This window comes from Xanthomonas hortorum pv. cynarae, from assembly GCF_002939985.1.
GTDB lineage: Bacteria > Pseudomonadota > Gammaproteobacteria > Xanthomonadales > Xanthomonadaceae > Xanthomonas > Xanthomonas hortorum_D.
Map to the genome: position 1 here is coordinate 94,838 of NZ_MDFM01000002.1, position 19,853 is coordinate 114,690.

Below are 19,853 nucleotides of genomic sequence, written 5' to 3' on the forward strand. Positions count from 1 at the left end.
TTCAAGCAGCGGTCAATCGATCGCCTTGGCATGCGCATGTTCGCGCGTTGCGGAAAAGCGCACGTCCGGTGCGCGTTCCTGGGCCAGCTGCAGATTCACCCGGGTCGGTGCCAGATAGACCAGCTGGCCGGCCGCATCGATGCCCAGATTGCCGGCATTTTTCTCGCGGAACTCTTCGAGCTTCTTCGGGTTGTCGCAATGTACCCAGCGCGCGGTGGTGACGCCCACCGGTTCGAAGATCGCATCCACGCCGTACTCGTCCTTGAGCCGGTAGGCCACCACGTCGAACTGCAGCACGCCCACCGCACCAAGAATCAGATCGTTGCTCATCAGCGGGCGGAAAAACTGCGTGGCGCCTTCTTCGGACAGCTGCGCCAGACCCTTTTGCAACTGCTTGAGCTTGAGCGGGTCGCGCAGGCGCGCGCGGCGGAACAGCTCAGGCGCGAAGTTGGGGATGCCGGTGAACGACAGCGATTCGCCCTCGGTAAAGGTGTCGCCGATGGAGATGGTGCCGTGGTTATGGATACCGATGACATCGCCCGGCCAGGCTTCGGCAGCGATCTCGCGATCGGAGGCCATGAAGGTCAGCGCGTTGGCCAGCTTCACGTCCTTGCCGCTACGCACGTGCAGGGTCTTCATGCCGGCGGTGAACTTGCCCGAGCACACGCGCATGAAGGCGACGCGGTCGCGATGTTGCGGGTCCATGTTGGCCTGGATCTTGAAGACGAAGCCGCTGAGCTTGGCTTCGGTCGCCTCGACGCGACGGCCGGTGGTGTCGCGCGCTTGCGGCGGCGGTGCGTGTTCGATGAAGAAATCCAGCAGCGGTTGCACGCCGAAGTTGTTGACGCCCGAACCGAAGAACACCGGGGTCTGCTTGCCGGCGCGATACGCCTGCAGATCGAATGGATTGCTGGCGCCTTGCACCAGGTCCAGATCGTCGCGCAGCTCGGCTAGCATCTGCGTGCCGATCTTCTCGACCAGACCCGGCGCATCCACCGACGGAAAAATGGTCGAATCCTGGCGGGTGAAGTTGCGCCCCTGTTCGTACAGGTGCACCTCGCCGGTGATCAGATGCACCACGCCCTTCAGGCGTTGGCCCATGCCGATCGGCCAGGTCACCGGCGCGCACTGGATGCCGAGTACGGTTTCGACTTCATCCAGCAGATCGATCGGGTTCTTGCCCTCGCGATCGAGCTTGTTGATGAAGGTCATGATCGGCGTGTCGCGCAGCCGGCAGACTTCCATCAATTTGATGGTGCGTTCTTCCACGCCCTTGGCCACGTCGATGACCATCAGCGCCGAGTCCACCGCTGTCAGCACCCGATAGGTGTCCTCGCCGAAGTCGGCGTGGCCGGGGGTGTCGAGCAGGTTGATCACCTTGCCCTCGTACGGGAACTGCATCACCGAAGAGGTGACCGAGATGCCGCGCTCCTTTTCCAGCGCCATCCAGTCCGAGGTGGCATGGCGGGCGGCCTTGCGGCCCTTGACCGAGCCGGCCATCTGGATCGCACCGCCGAACAGCAACAGCTTTTCGGTCAGCGTGGTCTTGCCCGCATCGGGGTGGGAGATGATGGCGAAGGTGCGGCGGCGCGCGGCTTCGTTGGAGACGTCGGACATGGGTTGGGCGCGCCCGGTCGGACGCCTGCGGAAACTGAGGAAGCCGGTGATTATAGCGGCTTCGCTCCGGCACGCCTTTCATGACCGGGTCGAGCCAGTCGGCCATGGCGACGCCACCATCCTGGCGTCTGCGGGTCAGGGCGCCGGCGATGGAAACTGCAGCTCGCCTTGCGGGCCCAGCATCCGGAACGGCAGCGAGATCAGCTGCATCCCGGCATTGCGCTGAAGCGCGAAATGCAGGTGCGGGGCGGTGCTGAAACCGGTGTTGCCCGAGCTGCCCAGCTGCTCGCCGGCAGCCACCACCTGGCCGGCGCGCACTGCCACGCCATCGGGTGCCAGGTGCGCGTACACCGCCATGCTGCCGTCGGCATGCAGCACCCGCACCAGATTGCCGCCGCCGGCCGCCGGGCCATGCGGGCCGTCTTCGCTGCTGTCGCGCTGCACCTGCATGACCACGCCCTCGCGCGCTGCCAGCACCGGCGTGCCGTGCGGCAGCGCGAAGTCCACCGCATACCAGTTGGGCGCATCGGTGTGGCTGAAATGCCCACCGAAGCCTTGATCTACCTGCACCGGCACATCGCGGAACGGTAATTGGTAGCGCACGGGCTGGGCGCGTGCCTGTGGGGCGCCGGGCACGACGTCGAGCTTGAGTCCGAGCCCGCCCAGGGCGCGCTGGTTGCTGGCCGGATACAGCCGGGCGAGCAGGCGGCGTTCGTGCGCGGCCAGTTCTACCGTCAACGGTAATTGCGGCACGGCGCGGTAATCCTCGCTGGGCGGTGCGCTCAGTCGCACCTGCGCAGGTCCGGCCAGCGGGTTGCTGACCCAGGTCAGATAGGCCGGCGCCTGCCATTCGAGCTGCAGCAATGGGCCTGTGTCGCCGGCGTCGAGTACAGACGGGGTGGCCGAAGTTCCAGGCCCGGTTGCGGCCGCAGCGCCGGGCCAGTGCCAGCGCTGCTGGGCGCTGGCAGGTGCAGCGCAGGGCAGCATCAGGGTCATCGAGACCGATGCAAGGACGCGCAGGGCAGTGCGAGACACGTGGTGGGGCACGCGATCGGCTCGGACGGGAGAGGCGTCAGTATGCGGCGCATCACACGCTGCAGTGGTATCGGATGAAAATATATCTTTCCATCCGCATGAAGAGATTGACATCGCAAAAAGGCGGTGGCATCTTAGCCTCACCATCGAGACCGGCGGAGGGACAGGCCCTTTGATGCCGGGGCAGCCAGCGGAGCGCGCAAGCGCCCGCGTTTGGTGCCAAATCCTGCGGGGACCTGCGTGTCCGCCGAAAGATGGTTCGATTTGTGCCTTGTGCACGTCGAACGCGAGCTCCCGCGAAGCTCGATGGCCGATCCACCCCGGATATCGCCATGAGCCTCGTGAATACAGCATCGCCTTCTACTACCGACTACGCCTATACGCCCGCCACCACCGATGACGGTTTGATTGCCGTGCGCGGCGATCTTGTCATCGCGCTGCCGATGCGGCATGCCGGCATGCGCGAGCTGCGGCTGCGCTATGAGCTGGTTGGCGCGGCCAATGCGCCGGTGGTGTTCGTGGCCGGCGGGATTTCTGCGCACCGCCATCTGGCCGCCAGCGGCTTGTTTCCCGAGAAGGGCTGGGTGGATGGCCTGGTTGGTACAGGCCGCGCGCTGGATCCGGCATCGCGCCGGCTGTTGGCATTCGACTTTCTCGGCGCCGACGGCACGCTGGATGCGCCGATCGATACCGCCGACCAGGCCGATGCGATCGCCGCGCTGCTGGATGCATTGGGCATCGCGCGCCTGCACGGTTTTGTCGGTTATTCGTATGGCGCTTTGGTCGGTCTGCAATTCGTCACCCGCCATGCCGCCCGTGTCGGCACGCTGGTGGCAGTGAGCGGTGCGCATCGCGCGCATCCGTATGCCGCAGCGTGGCGCGCACTGCAGCGCCGCGCGGTGGCGCTAGGCCAGCTGCAATGCGCGGAACATCATGGACTGGCGCTGGCACGCCAGTTCGCCATGCTGAGCTACCGCACGCCGGAAGAATTCAGCGAACGCTTCGACGCGCCGCCGGAAGTGATCAATGGCCGCGTGCGCGTGGCGGCCGAAGACTATCTGGACGCCGCTGGCGCGCAATACGTGGCGCGCACGCCGGTGAATGCCTATTTGCGGTTGTCCGAATCTATCGATCTGCATCGCATCGACCCCGCGCAGGTGCGCGTGCCCACCGTTGTCGTTGCGGTAGAGGGCGACCGCCTGGTGCCGCTGGCCGACCTGGTCACGCTGGTCGAAGGCTTGGGCCAGCGCGGCAGTCTGCGCGTGCTGCGCTCGCCGTATGGCCACGACGCCTTCTTGAAAGAAATCGATCGCATCGACGCGATCCTCACCACTGCCCTTCGCATCACCGGAGAAACCGCATGAGCTTTCGTGACCCCACCGACGCCCCCTGTACCGCTGCCACTGCCGCTGTCCGCGCCGGTATCGATCGCGACACGGCCTATGGCGCGGTAACGCCGCCGATCGTGTTGTCGTCGAATTTTTCCTTCGATGGTTTCGGCAACAAGCGCCAGTACGACTACACGCGCAGCGGCAATCCCACCCGCGATCTGCTCGGCGAAGCGCTGGCCGAACTGGAAGGTGGCGCCGGCGGGGTGATCACCTCCACCGGCATGGGCGCGATCAATCTGGTGCTCAACGCGCTGCTGCAGCCGGGCGATACGTTGGTGGTGCCGCACGATGCGTACGGTGGCAGCTGGCGCCTGTTCAACGCGCTGGCCAAGAAAGGCCACTTCGCGCTGATCACCGCCGACCTCACCGACCCGCGCTCGCTGGCTGATGCACTGGCGCATTCGCCCAAGCTGGTGCTGATCGAAACCCCGTCCAATCCGCTGTTGCGCATCACCGATCTGCGCTTTGTCATTGAGGCGGCGAAGAAGGTCGGCGCGTTGACGGTGGTGGACAACACGTTCCTGTCGCCGGCACTGCAAAAGCCGCTGGAATTCGGTGCGGATCTGGTGCTGCATTCCACCACCAAGTACATCAACGGCCATAGCGATGTGGTGGGTGGTGCGGTAGTGGCGCGCGACGCGGAGCTGCACCAGCAGCTGGTGTGGTGGGCCAATGCGCTGGGCCTGACCGGTTCGCCGTTCGACGCCTTCCTCACCCTGCGCGGTTTGCGCACGCTGGATGCACGTCTGCGCGTGCATCAGGAAAATGCCGACGCGATCGCCGAGCTGTTGAACGGGCATGCGGCCGTCAATCAGGTGTATTTCCCCGGCCTGGCGTCGCACCCCGGCCATGCATTGGCGGCGCGCCAGCAGAAGGGCTTCGGCGCGATGATGAGCTTCGAGCTGGAAGGTGGCGAAGCGGCAGTGCGCGCGTTTGTCGATGGCCTGCGTTACTTCACGCTGGCCGAGTCGTTGGGCGGTGTGGAAAGCCTGATCGCGCATCCGGCATCGATGACGCATGCGGCGATGACCGCCGAAGCCCGCGCTGCGGCCGGGATTTCCGACGGGCTGCTGCGGTTGTCGATCGGGATCGAATCGGCCGAAGATCTGTTGATCGATCTGCGCGCCGGCCTGGCACGTGCCGAAGCGACGCTGACCACCGCAAGCCGCAAACAGGTCGACGCGTGAGTACTGTGCTACCTGCTTCGCGTCGCGCGTCGGCGGCCGCGGTGACACCGACGCCACGTCTGGCCTTGCTGGGCACCGGCACCGTGGGGGGCGCGTTCGTGACGCGCTACACCGCGCTGCAGGAGCGTCAATTGCGTTTGCCGCGCTTCGATTGGCTGGCCAATTCGCGCATTGCCCACGACTGCGGCACCAGTGCGGAACAGGCATTGCGGCAGGCCAATGCAGCGCCGCGCGGCCAGGCGGTGTTGCAGCCTTGGGCGGAGACCACCGCATTGCGTGCCGGCGATGTGCTGGTGGATGCCACTGCCAGCGACGTGGTGGCCGATTGGCATGTGGAATGGCTGTTGCGTGGTGTGCATGTGGTCACCGCCAACAAGTTGGGCCAGGGCACGGCGTTGTCGCGGGCGCAGGCGCTGCACGCGGCGCGTCATGCCAGCGGTGCGCACTATGGCGACAGCGCGACGGTGGGCGCGGGGCTGCCCGTGCTCAGCAGCGTGCGTGCGCTGGTGGCGGGCGGCGATCATATCCATTCGATCGAAGGCGTGTTGTCCGGATCGTTGGCGTGGCTGTTTGATCGCTATGACGGCAGCGGCGCGTTTTCCGATTGCGTGCGCGAGGCGATGGCGGCCGGTTACACCGAGCCGGATCCGCGCATCGATCTGTCCGGCGAGGATGTGCGGCGCAAGTTGCTGATCCTGGCACGCGCGGCGGGTTGGCAGCTGGAGGCCGAGCAGGTGCATGTGGAATCGCTCGTGCCCGCAAGCATTGCGCGGGTTCCGCTTGACGCCTTGGATGCGCAGCTGGGCGCGCTGGACGAGGTAGTGGGCGCGCGTTGGCAGCAGGCGCGTGCCGCAGGGCGTTGCCTGCGCTTTGTCGGTCGCGTGGATGCGCATGGCGCCAGTGTGGGCTTGCGCGAATTGGCGCTGGATCACCCGCTGGCCGGCGGCGCCGGTACCGATAACCGCGTTGCGATCAGCAGCGATCGCTATCGCGAGCAGCCGTTGTTGATCCAGGGCCCGGGCGCGGGTGCGGAAGTGACTGCGGCGGCGTTGCTGGATGATGTGCTGCGGATTGTGGCGGGTTGATCGAGTGATCGTCGTTGTTTGAAGCATCGCGCAGGCCAAGGCTCTGGCTTGATCAGGTTGCAGCAGGCCAACTGCCTGGCAATCGTGTGCTGAGAGACGCGGCATCAGATACGCATCGATGCGCATCCAGCCGCAGCTCGCATGTCAGCGAGCTGCGGCTTTCAGATCAGCGTAGGTCAGGCGACACCGTGCGACCGGCCCGCCGCTTACAGCGCAATCGCCTTCAATAACGCAGCATTGAAGCGCTTCGGGTCCTGCACCTGCGGGGAATGTCCGAGGTCGGCGAACTCGATCAGCTTCGCATTCGGAATCGTCTCGGCCGCACGTTTCCCCAGCTTGGTGTAATCGCCGACGCGTGCCTTGACCTCGGGCGGTGCGGTGTCCTTGCCGATCGCGGTGCGGTCCTTGAGGCCGATAAATAATGTGGTCGGCACGGCGAGCTTGGGCAGTTCGTAGACCACCGGTTGGTTGAACACCATGTCGTAGGTCAGCGCCTGGTTCCAGGCGACGGCCTGCCTGCCGTTGCCCAGCGACATGCCGGCCTGCATGCGCGCCCAGCGTTCGAACTCCGGCTTCCACTGGCCGGCGTAGTAGACCTCCATCTGATATTTCTTGATCCGCTCGAAACTGATCTTCAGTTCGTTGTCGTACCAGGCATCGACGCTGCGCCACGGAATGCCTTCGGCCTTCCAGTCTTCCAGGCCGATCGGGTCGACCAATGCCAGATGCTCGGTGGCCTGCGGATACATCAGCGCATAGCGGATGGCGAGCATGCCGCCCATCGAATGACCGACCACCACGGCACGTTCGATGCCCAATTTTTTCAGCAGCGCCTGCGTGTTGTCGGCCAGCTGCGCGAAGGAAAATTGATAAGCCGCCGGCTTGCTGGATTTGCAAAAACCCACCTGTTCCGGCGCGATGACGCGGTAGCCGGCGGTGCTCAACGCGGCAATGGTCTGCTCCCAGGTGACGGCGCAGAAGTTCTTGCCATGCAGCAGCACGGCGGTGCGTCCGTTGGGCTTGCCGGTGGGTGCGACATCCAGGTACGCCATTTCAAGCGGCTGCTGTTGCGAAGTGAACGCGAAGGTCTTGACCGGATAGGGATAGTCGAAGCCTTCCAGACGCGGGCCATAGCTGGTTTCCTGCGCCATCAATGGACCGCAGGCCAGGGCCAGGGCGAGAGTGCAAACAAGCTGTCGCATCGCGATCTCCGTGGGAATTCAGCCTTCGACGGTACACACGTGCATGTGGTGATCGCGTTCAACACGGCAACCCGCGTGCGGGAACGCCTGCTGTGTCGGATCAGTTCGCTGCGTCTGATTTCCGGTGCGATGCGCCAGGCGCGCGGGGTGGCCGCAAATCTCTTATTGCAGCCGATGAGGCATGGCAGCTAACGCCTAATCGTACTCAGGCGCGCCTTCACGATCGCGCGCAGTTGCCTGCCAATGCAGCCGAGCGAGACCCGCCACCGCTCAGCATTCGATCACGTTCACTGCCAGGCCGCCGCGGCTGGTTTCCTTGTACTTGTCCTGCATGTCGCGGCCGGTGTCGCGCATGGTCTTGATGACCTTGTCCAGCGAGACCTTGTGCTTGCCGTCGCCGCGCATGGCCATGCGGCTGGCATTGATCGCCTTCACCGCGCCCATCGCATTACGTTCGATGCACGGGATCTGCACCAGGCCGCCGATCGGATCGCAGGTCAGGCCGAGGTTGTGTTCCATGCCGATTTCCGCAGCGTTTTCGATCTGCCCCGGGTTGCCGCCAAGCGCGGCGACCAGACCGCCTGCCGCCATTGAACACGCCACGCCCACTTCGCCCTGGCAACCGACTTCGGCGCCGGAAATGGAAGCGTTTTCCTTGTAGAGAATGCCGATGGCCGCAGCGGTGAGCAGGAAGTCGAAGATGCGTTGCTCGGATGCGCCGGGGCAGAAGCGATCGAAGTAATGCAGCACCGAGGGAATGATGCCGGCCGCACCGTTGGTGGGTGCGGTAACGACGCGGCCGCCAGCAGCGTTTTCTTCGTTGACCGCGAGCGCGTACAGATTGACCCAGTCCAGCGTGGTCAACGGATCGCGCATCGCCGCTTCCGGTTTGGACGACAGTTCGCGATACAGCGCCGGTGCGCGACGCGAGACGTTCAGGCCACCCGGTAGCGTGCCTTCCTGGCGAATCCCGCGTTCCACGCACGACTGCATCGCCGCCCACAGTTCGCGCAGGCCGGCGCGAATTTCGTCTTCGCTGCGCCAGCTCTTTTCGTTTTCGAACATCAGCGCGGCGATGCTCAGACCGCTGCGTGCGCATTGCGCCAGCAGTTCGTCGCCACTGAGGAACGGGTAGGGCAGTGGCGTCTCGTCGGCGACGATGCGGTCGTCGGCGGCATCGTCCTGGTTGACCACAAAACCGCCACCGACCGAGTAGTAATCGCGCGTGGCGATCACGGCGTCATTGCCGTCGTAGGCGGTGAAACGCATGCCATTGGTGTGGTACGGGAGCTTCTGCCGTTTGTTCATCGGCAGGTCGCGTTTTTCGTCGAAGGCGATGGTGTGCTGGCCCATCAAGTTGATGCGCTTGCTGGCGCGGATGCGCTCGAGCGTGGCGGGGATGATGTCCGGGTCGATCAGGTTGGGGCGGTTGCCTTCCAGGCCGAGCAGCACGGCCTTGTCGGTGCCATGGCCGCGGCCGGTCAACGCCAGCGAGCCGAAGATCTCGGCGCGGATGCGCACCACGTCCTGCAGGCGTCCGGCGTCGAGCAGCCAGCGATGCACGAAGCGTTCGGCGGCGCGCATCGGCCCCACGGTATGGGAGGAACTCGGACCGATACCGATCTTGAACAGGTCGAACGTGCTGACAGCCATGCTTGCCGGAGAGGTGAGCGTAAAGGCGGCTATTCTAGTCTTTCGGCGATTGCGGCACGGCTGCAGCGCAGCATGAGACCTCTCAATGGGCCTGATCCTGTACCAGCGCGACGAGTGCCACCTGTGCGATCAGGCCGTGGAGGTGCTGGCGCAGGCGCGCGCGGGCGAATTCAGCAGCGTGTTTATCGATGGCGATGCGGCGCTTGAGTCCGCTTATGGTGAGCGTGTGCCGGTATTGCGCGATGCGGTTGGGCGCGAGTTGGGGTGGCCGTTTGACAGCCATCGTTTGCGGGAGTGGTTGAACTCCGGCACGCGCTGATGCGGCGCTCGTGGACCCGGTACGCGCCAGATTTTGGATTTAGAGCGGCTTAAAACGACTTCACGCCGCTCTGGTGCGGAGCGGATGATCTGGGCCTTCGCTGCAGGGCGGCCGATCTGCGGGTTTGCTGCAGGGCCCTTGCCCGCCCACCATCGCGGGACACGCCGCAAGTACGTCCGTGTAGGCTCTTACGCGGCATCCATGCCGCGTAAGGTCCCGCGACGGTGGGCGGGCAAGGACCAGTCGAGTTGATCGGTGTGCATAGGTTTCAATAAAGCAATCAGCAAACTGTCTGGTGCGGTGTCCTCGCCGATTGCGGGACCGTGTGGCGGCATGGACGCCGCCACCGAGCCTACATGGACGTACTTGCGGCGTGTCCCGCGAGCGGTGAGGGCGCCGCGCGCTCGACCGACTCAGCGTTTGACATGTGCGTTTGACTGCATCCAACAAGATGCGGCTAACAAACTCATTTTGTCGGATACCCCTTCAAAATGTCAGCTGCATTGATTCAACGGCACCATTGCTGCTCGCAGGGCACGCCATCGTGGTCGCCGTCCATTTCGGTATTTGGGCAATGCTGCAACACGTAAGTGGCATCGTCGCAGGAGGTCATCTGCGAGCAGTGCGTGCGTCCGCCACAGCTGTATTGCGCGGTGGGCGCAGACGCAGGAGTGGTTGCTACGGGCCGCGTTGGCGACGACATTTGTTCTAGTGCCGATGCCCGGGTGAATACATCGATCAAGTAATCGCGCTGCTGATAGGCGAACGCCCCGCCACCGAGCACCAGCATCATGAGCAAGACCTTTCCAAGCCCTATCTGTCTTTTTGCCGGCGCCATGCGTGCCGTGTTGCGTCGCACAGGCGCGTCATGCTTGGGCGCACGCGCTCCGGCGCGCATCACGCGCACCGCTTGCTGTCGCCCATCCTTGCTTGGTTCGATCTCGAAGGAAATCAGCTCGCCGATACGCGGCGCATCTGCGCTTCTGGGAAACGCGGAAATATGCACGAACACCTCATCGCCCGGCTGAGCAGGGGTAATGAAGCCGAAGCCGCGATCGGGGTTCCAGCGGGTCAACGTTCCGTGTGTGCGCATCGTCGGCATCCTTTGGGCGAGTGCCGAGTCTAGCTGTCGCGCGGTGTCATTCAATCATCGGGCACAAAAAAACGGCGGACCCGACGAGGTAGTCCGCCGTTCAATGGCCGCGTCCGGTTGCGGCCGGTGGCGTTACTTCGCCTTGAACACGACCTTGGTGCTGATCGCGGTTTCGTTGGGAATGGTCTTGGTGTCGGTCCAGTCGCCGCTGCCCACGCCGAAATCCAGCCGTTTGACGGTGGCCTTGCCGGCCAGCACCGGCTGCGCGCCGGGTGTCCAGGTGAAGGTCAGCGTGACCGGCTTGCTGATGCCGCGCAATTCCAGCGTGCCGTCGGCGGCGTACTGGTTGCCGCCGAGTGCGCGGAACTTGTCGGCGCGGTAGCGCGCGGTGGCGAACTTGGCCACGTTGAAGAAGTCCGGCCCCTGCAGGGTCGAATCACGGTCGCCATTGCCGCTGACGGCACCTGCCAACGGGATGCGCACGTCGAGCTTGGCACCGGCCAGATTGGCCGGATCGAAACTCAGCGTTGTGTCGAAACCGGGGAACTTGCCGGTGAAGACTTCGCCGTCGTACTTGCTGGCAAACACCAGCGACGAACCGGGCGCCTGCACGTAATCGGCAGCGAGGACCGGGGCGGCAGCGAACGTGGCCACCAGTGAGGCGGCGACCAACAGGGGAGAGGCGAACAACCTGGACGACATGAGGAATCCTTTAGGGTTTGGAAGAGAGCCAACCGCGCGGCAACATCCGCACCAAGGTGGCGTCACGCTGGAACAGGTGGTGGTAGAGCGCAGCGCCGGCATGCGCCAGCACCACCGCAATCAACAACCAGAAGCCCCACTCGTGGATGAAATGCGCAATCGCGCGCAGTTGTTCGTCCGGCGGGCTGAGCTTGGGGACGGCAAACAAGCCGAACCAACGAAACGGGCGCAGGCCGCTGGTGGAGTCGTACAGCCAGCCCGACAGCGGCATGGCGAAGATCATGGCGTACAGCAGCCAGTGGGTGAGCCCGGCGATGCGTTCCTGCCAGCGCGGCGTACCGCTTACCGGCGGCGGCGCGCCTGCATAGATGCGCCAGCCCAGCCGCACGATCACCAGTGCCAGCACGGTCAGACCCACCGACTTGTGCGCGGTGTAGACCCAGAAATATTTCGGGGTCTTGGGCAGGTCGCCCATGATCAGGCCAACCACGCCCAACGCCAGAATCAGTAGTGCGATCAGCCAATGCAGGGTCTGGCTGACACCGCCCCAACGTTCGATGTTCTTCAGGCTCATGCTCCCGATTCCGGGCTGGTGGCAGCGTCAGGGGCGGCGGGTGTGTTCTGCAGTTGCGGTGCGTCGTCTTCGGCGCGGCCCTCGCGCACGGCTTCGGCTTCGATGCGCAGTTCCACCGAGTCGCCGATCATCGACTTCCACGCGTCGATTCCGAACTCGGCACGGCTCAGCGTGGCGGTGGCCGAGAAACCGGCAGTGCGCCGGAACGGCGGCAGCGGATGACGTTTGAGCGCGTTGAGGGTGACATCCAGGGTGACCGGGCGGGTGACCCCATGCAGGGTCAGATTTCCAGTGACCTTGGCGTGGTTTTCGCCGCTTGCGACCACCTGCGTGGAGACGAAATGCGCGTCGGGAAACCGCTCGGCGTCGAGCAGGTTGCGCGCCAGCGTGGCCTCGTTCCACTTGGCATCGCCCAGGTCGGCGCGGTGCAGCGGCACGTTGACATCCAGCCGTGCGGAGGCCCAGTCGTCCGGGTCGAACACCAGCGTGCCGCTACTTCCGGAAACGGTGCCCAACGCCTTGGAAAACCCGGCATGTTCGACTGCGAACAGCACCCGCGTGTGCACCGGATCCAGCGCGTAACGCACCGGCGCGGCGGTTGCGGCAAGGCTGGTCGCGACCAGGGCGGGAAGCAGCAACAGGCGGGCGAGGATTGTCATGGGCGGATTCTAGGCATTCCCGCTGCGCTCCGCTTGGCTTGCGCTCGCAACGATCCGTTGCGAGCATGCGGGCTGGACGTGGAAAGGATGCCCACATGCGTGCGCTCATCGTTGTGCTTGTCTTGATGCTTGTCTTGCTGCTTGGCGCTTTGCCATGTGCGGCGAAGATTCCCGAGATTCCCCGTTTCCGCATTGTAGGGCCCAGCGATGGACTTCCATCGACCATGGTGGTTGCGATCCACCGGGATCGTGCCGGTTATCTGTGGCTTGGCACCCTGGATGGCCTGGTGCGTTACGACGGCGCGGGATTCAGGACCTGGAGACACGATCCGAACGACCCTGCGTCGTTGCCCTGCAATGCCGTCCAGGCGCTGCATATCGATGCGCTGGACAGGATATGGATCGGCTGCGGCAAGACGCTGAGCGTCATGGATGCCGGACGACGCCAGTTTCGCCACTATCGCACTGCGGACTATCCTTTGCTGAAGGACGGCGAGATCTACAGCATCGCTGCGTTCGACGGCGATATCTGGGCCGGGACCACGTCCGGCGCGCTGGTCCGCATCGATGCTGGTGGGACGATGTCGTCGGTGGATCTGGGTGCGGTCGATGGCGATCTTGACCAGGCCATGGTCATGAATCTTGCGGCGGACAACCGGCAGCGGCTGTGGATCGCAACCAGTAATGGACTGGCTTATTACGACGGGAAACATCTGCGTCGCGAATATGTCCCAGACGAGCCGAACCGGCAGTCGGCCATTTTCGGTCTGCAATGGACCGGCGACCGTCTGTGGCTGGGCAGCGAGTCTGGATTGCATGTCATGGGGTCCAACGATCAATGGCAGCCGCTTCCCTGGGGAACGATGTTCGGTAGCGGCAACGAGTTCTGGGGCGCAGTGGCTGCTCAGGACGGCGAGTTCTGGCTAGGGAGCGGACGCGGTCTATGGCGGACGCGTGGCGAGCGTCCACCGGTCCCTGCCTTCAGCGGCGAGGGTCCGTTGTCGCGCCGTAATGTGGTCGGTCTGCTGGGAGCGGCCGATGGGGGGCTTTGGGTTCCGATGCATGGCACTGGCCTGGGGTATTTGCCTGCGGATTGGAAGCGCAGTGCCGTGCTCAAGCCCGCCGCGCCGACCGGCGATGCCATTTATTGCAATCTGGCACCCGCCACACGGTCTGGTGGTTTGTGGCAGGTGGATACAGACGGTCGCTTGTTGCGCGTTGATCCGAGCACGGGCGACACGTTTCAGACAGGATTGCAGTCGCCGCATCTCAAGGGCATGGAGCTGGTGTCGGCGTTGGAGGATCGTCTGCAGCGTGTCTGGCTGGGCAATTTGAGCTTTGGTCTCTCGCGGATGGATCTGCGCACTGGTGAGTTCATCCACTGGCCGTCCGATGGTCCCGAACCGGCATCCGCGCTGTCGGCGCCGGACTGGATCATCGAGCAGGGCGACACGGTGTGGATGGCATTCCTCGACATGGTGCAGCAGCGCGATTTACGTAGCGGCCGCGTCTTGCAGCGCATCACTCAGCAAGACCTGCATGGCCTCAGCGACATCGCTGTACAGCAGCTTGAACAAGGCCCCGACGGGCGTGTCTGGGCTGCGGGCGAGGGCGGCATGTTTGCCTGGGACGACACCTCTCGCCGCTTTGTGCCGGTTGCAGGTCTCGAAGGAACCCCGATCCAGGCGTTTGCCAGCCAATCGCCGGAGACGGTGTGGGTATACCGGGCCACCGGTGCGGAACAATGGAAAAAAACCGCAACAGGCTGGACGCGTGTGCGCCACGTGGGCGAAGCCGACGGGCTGGCCGGGTTCGACGCCTCTGCAATGCAGATCGACCCGCATGGCAGGGTCTGGATTTCCAGCTTACGTGGGCTCTGGCGGATCGATCCCTCGGTGACGCCGGCACGGCTGCGCAATATCGGCACGCGCGATGGGTTGACCAGTCAGGAATTCGTCCAGCATTGCCTGCTGATGGCGGGCGACACCTTGATCGGGGCGACCAGCGATGGCTCCACCGTATTGCTGGATACCGCAATGCCCGATATCGCACCGTTCGTGCCCGCATTGCAGTTGGAACATCTCAGCGTGCTGCGTAATGGTGCACGCATCGCGTTGCCGATGGATCGCCCGTTTCAGCTGGGTCCCGGGGACCGGCAGTTGCAGATCGTCAGTCGTCTGCTGTCGTATAGCGATCCGCTTTCCAATCGTTATCGCAGTTTCTTGAAAGGCTTCGATACGGAGTGGCAGACCTCGGGCAACGCGGGGATCCGCGAATTTGCCAGTTTGCCTGCCGGCAACTACGAGCTCGCGCTGCAGGGTGTAGACCCCTTGGGTAATCGCTCGCAAGTGCGCACCCTGCGATTTACGGTCAATCCACCCTGGTGGCGCAGCGACGTCGGCATCGCGCTGATCTGCCTGCTTGGATTGCTGCTGAGCGCATTGCTTGCCGCCGCTTACCGCCGGCGTGTGCGCATGCGTGCGCAATGGCAACTTGCGCAGCACAAACGCGAGCTTGCCGAGCAGGCGTCGCAGGCCAAGACGCGGTTTCTTGCGACCCTGGGGCACGAGGTGCGTACGCCGATGACCGGTGTGCTGGGGATGAGCGAGTTGCTGCTGCAGACACCGTTGGATGGACGTCAGCAGGGCTATGCCAGCGCAATCCAGTCGGCGGGCAAGCATCTGCTGCGGCTGGTCAACGATGCGTTGGATCTGGCGCGGATCGAGGCCGGCAAGCTGCCATTGGATTACCGCGATTTCGATTTGCGCCAGCTGATCAGGCAAGTGGCCGAGCTGGTGCGCCCGACTGCCGAGCAGAAGCAGTTGGTCTTCGAGTGCGAGCTGGAGGATGCGTTGCCGCCGGCACTGCACGGCGATGCCAGCCGGGTGCAGCAGATCCTGCTCAATCTGTTGTTCAACGCGGTCAAGTTCACTGAGCACGGCAATGTGAGTTTGCGTGTCTCAGTGCTGCCGCAAGGCCACAAGCGAGGCATCCGGATGGAGGTGCGCGATACCGGCCCCGGCATGAGTGCAGAACAGCGCGGGCGCTTGTTCCAGCGCTTCGAGCAGGCCGAAGGCGCGCTCACGCTTGCGCGGCATGGCGGCAGTGGCCTGGGGCTGGCGATCTGCCGCGAATTGGCAGCGGCCATGGGCGGTGAAGTGACGGTCAGCAGCGAACTGGGGCGGGGCGCGTGTTTCGTGGTCGAGCTGCCATTGCGCTGGGTGGCTGCGTTACCCGCAGTGACGCCGAATGTGGCACGCACAACGCCGCTTCACGATCAGGCGCCACTGCAGCTGCTGCTGGTCGAAGACGACCCCACCGTGGCGCAGGTGATTGTCGGCCTGCTGCAGACGCGCGGGCATCAGGTCACGCATGTATTGCATGGTCTTGCGGCACTGGCCGAGGTGAGCACGCGCAGCTTCGATGCGGGGCTATGCGACCTGGATTTGCCCGGCATCGACGGCGCGGCACTGGTGGCGCAATTGCGCGCGCGCGGCGTGCGTTTTCCGATCGTTGCGGTGACCGCACGCGCCGACGCCGATGCAGAACCGCAGGCAATGGCGGCAGGGTGCAATGGATTCTTGCGCAAGCCGGTCACCGGCGACTTGCTCGCGCAGGTACTGGCGCGCGCGCTTGCTGACGCCAGCGACGCACAGGAAGACCCGGTTGCCGACTAGGGGCGGCCGTAGCGAAGCAGGTACAGTGCAGTCCCGCCAGGGAGCGCGCGCAAGCGTGCAGGTGGCGATGGGGACAAGGATGAAGATGAAGAAGGTGCTGCTGTCGTTGCTTGCGGTCTTGTTGCTGCTGATCGGTGTGGATGCGTTGGCGGTGAACCAGATCGAGACCCCGCGCATGCGCCGGTTCGGGCCGGTCGAAGGCCTGCCTTCGCGCATGGTGCTGGCCTTGGCGCAGGACCGGCAGGGTTATATCTCGGCGGCCACCAGCGATGGTCTGGCGCGCTATGACGGCATCGGCTTGCAGGTGTGGCGGCATGATCCGCACACCGCAAACTCAGTTCCCGGCAACGAGGTCGAAGCGCTGTTTATCGACAATCGCGACCGGGTCTGGCTGGGCATCAATGGCTCGCCGCTCAGTATGCTCAACACAGAACGTGAGGCCTTTACGACATTTCCTGACGTCGCCGAAGCCTGTGCCGGGCAGGTCTGGTCGATTGCGCAGGCGCAGGGCGCGATCTGGGTTGGGAGCAGTGGCGGCGGCCTGTGTCGACGCGAAGAAAATGGCCGGGTGACGGTATTCCGCGCATCGCCTGATGTGCCGGATGCACTGCCTAGCGACACCATCATGAGCATGGTGACCGACGCGCGCGGCCGATTGTGGATTGGCACCGCCAGCGGTCTGGTGCTGCGCGATGACGAGCGTTTCGTGCGCATCGCGCCGGACCGCCTGAGCGCAACGGTGTTCAAACTAAGCAAGGATCCCGACGGCACCCTGTGGGTGGGCAGTAGCAAGGGTTTGTACCGGGTAACACCCGCCGGCGTGCTGGAACCCGCGCCCTGGGACGGATCTACCGACATACGTGCCGGCACGGTGGTGCACGATGTGCATGGTGGCTACTGGGTGGGCGCGGCCGATGGTTTTTTTCGAGTAGCGCCCGGCGAAACTGCGCTGCGAGTGATGGAAGGCGATCGTGGTAGTGGGTTTCTTACTGCGCACAGCGGTGTGCTCGATGTCATGCAGGACCGCCAGGGCGGCCTGTGGCTAGGGATGATCTCGCAAGGCGTGGCGTACCTGCCGCCGGACTGGCGACGCTTTTCCACGATTTTCGAGACGCAGGGCAAGCCGCTGGAGGGCCTTTACCTGGTGAATGCCGCCGCCGATGGCGATAGTTTTCTGGTGACCACTGGCGAGGGGGTTTATCGGGTCGGCGATCAGGGCAACGTTGTGCCCGTGTTGCAAAGCGATGTAATGGGCGGCGGTACCGTGCAGTCGGTGCTGCCGACCGGCGACGGCAGTCTGTGGGTTGCGCTGCGGGAGGGTGTCACCCGCTATACCCTGAAAACAGGGGAGAAACGCAAGCTCGCGATGGAGATCGGCACGTCCGACACCCATAGGGTGGAACTGATGGCGCCAGGTATCGATGGCGAGTTCTGGCTGTCGATTGTGGAAGCCGGCGTGCAGCGGCGTGCGGCAGACGGACGGCTACTGGCAACGTTCCACTTCGGTACCGACCTCGGCGAGGTGGGTGGCATGGTGCAGCAACTGGTGATACGTCCCGATGGCTCGGCGTGGGTTGCGGCCGGTGACGGGCTATGGGTTTGGCAGGGTGAGCGCTTTCGCAAGGTGATCGGCGACGCTAGCCGCGAAGTCTATGCGCTGGCTTTCGTATCGCCGCGCGAATTCTGGGTGGGGCGCCCGGGTGCGCTGGAGCGCTATCACTGGGATGGTCAACAGGCGCGCCTGCTTGAGCGGGTCGGGCGCGAGCACGGTCTGCCGTCCACCGAAATACGCGGTCTGGCCTTGGGCGGCAAAGACACGGTGTGGGCGACTACCTCGCGAGGCCTGTTCGCCTACAAGCGCGGCCAGGCCCAGGTGCGCATGTTCGGCCAACGCGATGGCCTGCCGGACAGCGAATTCTCGATGCGCCCCCCGGTCACCGGCCCCACTGGACAAGTGTTGGCGCTGACCACCAGCGGCATCGTGCTGTTCGACCCATCGCGGCCGTTTTCCGCCGCGCCATCGGCACGGCTGGTGATCGAATCGGTGCAGGTGCGCCGTAACGATGCCGAGCGCTCGCAGCCGGTCTCTCACAAGGTGCCGATGGTGCTGCAGGCGCGCGATCGCGATCTGCGTATCAGTGCGCGATTGCTGTCGTTCGTCGATCCGGCTTCTGCGCATTATCGTTACCGCATCGACGGCTACGACGAACGTTGGGTGGAGCAGGGCGCCGGCGGCGAACGCGTGATTTCGCGCTTGCCGCCCGGCGACTACCGTATCGAAGTGCAGGCGCGTGCCGGCGAGGGCGACTGGGTCGCTGCGCCCACGTTGCAGTTGGAAGTGCGCCCGCCGTGGTGGCTGAGCACGCCGGCGCAGCTGGTGGCCGCGTTGCTGTGCGTGCTGCTGTCATGCCTGGGTGTGTGGGCCTGGCGGCGCCGCGTGCGACGCCAGCAGGGATGGATACTGGCACAACAACGCCAACAGCTTGCCGAGCAGGCCTCGGTGGCCAAATCGAACTTTCTTGCCAACCTGGGACATGAAGTACGCACGCCGATGACCGGTGTGCTCGGCATGAGCGAACTGCTGCTGGCCACGCCGCTGAATGCCAAGCAGCGCAGTCACGTCGACGCGATCCGCAAGGCCGGTGCGCATCTGCTGCGGCTGGTCAACGATGCACTGGATCTGGCGCGTATCGAAGCCGGCAAACTGGAGCTGGTGCAGCAGCCGTTCGACCCGGCGCAACTGACCCAGGAACTGGCCGATTTCATGCATCCGATCAGCGAAGCGCGCGGATTGCGTTTTCACTATCGCAATCAATTGCCTGCGCAGTTGGTGGTGCTGGGCGACGCGACGCGGGTACGCCAGATCCTGATCAATCTGCTCGGCAACGCGATCAAGTTTTCCGAACGCGGCGAGGTCTCTCTCACGGCCAGTCAGCATGGCGAGGTGCTGCGTTTCAAGGTGCGCGATTCCGGGCCGGGCATCGGCCCGGAGCAGCAGAAGCGCTTGTTTCAGCGCTTCGAACAAGCCGATGGCGCGCACACCAGCGCTCGCTACGGCGGCAGCGGGCTGGGGCTGGCGATCTGCCAGGAGCTCACCGTGGCGATGAAGGGCACGATCCGCGTGCGCAGCAGGCTCGGCGTCGGCACCCAGTTCAGCGTGGACCTGCCGTTGCCGATCGATCGCTCCGGCGTGCGCATCGCTTCTGGCGAGCTGGGCGCGGTGGCCGGTGAGTCGTTGCGCATCTTGCTGGTGGAAGACGAGCCGACCGTGGCCGAGGTGATCTCCGGCCTGCTGATGGGCCGCGGCCATCGGGTGGTGCATGCCGCGCACGGGTTGGCGGCGCTGTCGGAGGCGGTCGATGGCGGTTTCGACATCGCGCTGCTGGATCTGGATCTTCCCGGCCTGGATGGATTTGCGCTGGCATCGCAACTGCGCCGGCTCGGGCATGGGTTCCCACTGCTCGCAGTCACCGCGCGTGCCGACGGCGATGCGGAGCGCCAGGCGCAAGCCGCAGGTTTCGATGGATTCCTGCGCAAGCCGGTCACCGCCGATATGTTGGTTGAGGCGATCGCGGCGGCGCGTAAAGCGCAGAGATCGCGCGCGCGATCGGACGATGGCGCAGCACTAGGAGTACCGATGTGAACCGCAGCAGGCTTGC

At 64.6% G+C, this 19,853-nt stretch carries 14 protein-coding genes and 1 riboswitch; of the genes, 6 read left to right on the forward strand and 8 right to left on the reverse strand.

Annotation, left to right across the window (positions count from 1 at the left end; translation table 11 throughout):
• Positions 1-12: 12 nt before the first annotated feature.
• Together XcyCFBP4188_RS01850 and XcyCFBP4188_RS01855 are read right to left on the reverse strand one after the other, a co-directional pair.
• Positions 13-1,617, reverse strand: coding sequence for a peptide chain release factor 3 (locus XcyCFBP4188_RS01850; RefSeq protein ID WP_104591534.1), 1,605 nt, complete (start codon positions 1,615-1,617; stop codon positions 13-15).
• 135 nt (positions 1,618-1,752) lie between these two features.
• Positions 1,753-2,664, reverse strand: a complete 912-nt coding sequence (locus XcyCFBP4188_RS01855) for a M23 family metallopeptidase (protein WP_174705823.1) — start codon at positions 2,662-2,664, stop codon at positions 1,753-1,755.
• A 128-nt stretch (positions 2,665-2,792) separates the two neighbouring features.
• Positions 2,793-2,913, forward strand: a riboswitch (SAM riboswitch).
• A gap of 71 nt (positions 2,914-2,984) precedes the next feature.
• Here XcyCFBP4188_RS01855 and metX point away from each other — a divergent pair.
• From metX to XcyCFBP4188_RS01870, 3 genes are read left to right on the forward strand one after another with little or no spacing between them, the layout of a single operon-like run.
• Complete coding sequence (metX, locus tag XcyCFBP4188_RS01860) at positions 2,985-4,016, forward strand: homoserine O-succinyltransferase MetX (protein WP_104591536.1); 1,032 nt, start codon at positions 2,985-2,987, stop codon at positions 4,014-4,016.
• Positions 4,013-5,230: an O-succinylhomoserine (thiol)-lyase gene (locus XcyCFBP4188_RS01865; protein WP_104591537.1), complete on the forward strand. Its 1,218-nt coding sequence runs from the start codon at positions 4,013-4,015 to the stop codon at positions 5,228-5,230. The genes metX and XcyCFBP4188_RS01865 overlap by 4 nt, the downstream gene beginning before the upstream one ends.
• Complete coding sequence (locus XcyCFBP4188_RS01870) at positions 5,227-6,315, forward strand: homoserine dehydrogenase family protein (RefSeq protein WP_167393490.1); 1,089 nt, start codon at positions 5,227-5,229, stop codon at positions 6,313-6,315. Before XcyCFBP4188_RS01865 ends, XcyCFBP4188_RS01870 begins: the two co-directional genes overlap by 4 nt.
• A 206-nt stretch (positions 6,316-6,521) precedes the next feature.
• Here XcyCFBP4188_RS01870 and XcyCFBP4188_RS01875 read toward each other — a convergent pair whose 3' ends face one another.
• Positions 6,522-7,517 carry an alpha/beta fold hydrolase gene (locus XcyCFBP4188_RS01875; RefSeq protein WP_104591539.1) on the reverse strand — a complete coding sequence of 332 codons (996 nt, stop codon included), beginning with the start codon at positions 7,515-7,517 and terminating at the stop codon, positions 6,522-6,524.
• Between the two features lie 270 nt (positions 7,518-7,787).
• Positions 7,788-9,170: an L-serine ammonia-lyase gene (locus tag XcyCFBP4188_RS01880; protein ID WP_006449620.1), complete on the reverse strand. Its 1,383-nt coding sequence runs from the start codon at positions 9,168-9,170 to the stop codon at positions 7,788-7,790.
• An 85-nt stretch (positions 9,171-9,255) separates the two neighbouring features.
• On the opposite strand from XcyCFBP4188_RS01880, the gene XcyCFBP4188_RS01885 reads away from it, so the two are divergent.
• A complete protein-coding gene (locus tag XcyCFBP4188_RS01885; protein WP_006449619.1) occupies positions 9,256-9,489 on the forward strand; it encodes a glutaredoxin family protein in 234 nt (77 codons plus the stop codon).
• 508 nt (positions 9,490-9,997) lie between these two features.
• Here the strand turns inward: XcyCFBP4188_RS01885 and XcyCFBP4188_RS01895 are convergent.
• The 4 genes from XcyCFBP4188_RS01895 to XcyCFBP4188_RS01910 all read right to left on the reverse strand — a co-directional run bounded on the left by XcyCFBP4188_RS01895 (position 9,998) and on the right by XcyCFBP4188_RS01910 (position 12,517).
• Positions 9,998-10,582: a cold shock domain-containing protein gene (locus XcyCFBP4188_RS01895; RefSeq protein WP_043908930.1), complete on the reverse strand. Its 585-nt coding sequence runs from the start codon at positions 10,580-10,582 to the stop codon at positions 9,998-10,000.
• A gap of 132 nt (positions 10,583-10,714) precedes the next feature.
• A complete protein-coding gene (locus XcyCFBP4188_RS01900; protein ID WP_104591541.1) occupies positions 10,715-11,284 on the reverse strand; it encodes a YceI family protein in 570 nt (189 codons plus the stop codon).
• A gap of 10 nt (positions 11,285-11,294) precedes the next feature.
• On the reverse strand, positions 11,295-11,858 hold the full coding sequence (locus tag XcyCFBP4188_RS01905; protein ID WP_006450665.1) for a cytochrome b: 564 nt from the start codon (positions 11,856-11,858) through the stop codon (positions 11,295-11,297).
• Complete coding sequence (locus tag XcyCFBP4188_RS01910) at positions 11,855-12,517, reverse strand: YceI family protein (RefSeq protein WP_006450664.1); 663 nt, start codon at positions 12,515-12,517, stop codon at positions 11,855-11,857. The genes XcyCFBP4188_RS01905 and XcyCFBP4188_RS01910 overlap by 4 nt, the downstream gene beginning before the upstream one ends.
• Before the next feature lie 95 nt (positions 12,518-12,612).
• Between XcyCFBP4188_RS01910 and XcyCFBP4188_RS01915 the strand changes: the two genes are divergently transcribed.
• The gene (locus XcyCFBP4188_RS01915; RefSeq protein WP_104591542.1) at positions 12,613-16,194 is read left to right on the forward strand and encodes a hybrid sensor histidine kinase/response regulator; all 3,582 of its coding nucleotides are present in this window, start codon (positions 12,613-12,615) and stop codon (positions 16,192-16,194) included.
• A gap of 85 nt (positions 16,195-16,279) precedes the next feature.
• On the forward strand, positions 16,280-19,837 hold the full coding sequence (locus tag XcyCFBP4188_RS01920) for a sensor histidine kinase (protein ID WP_104591574.1): 3,558 nt from the start codon (positions 16,280-16,282) through the stop codon (positions 19,835-19,837).
• The last annotated feature ends 16 nt before the right edge of the window (positions 19,838-19,853 follow it).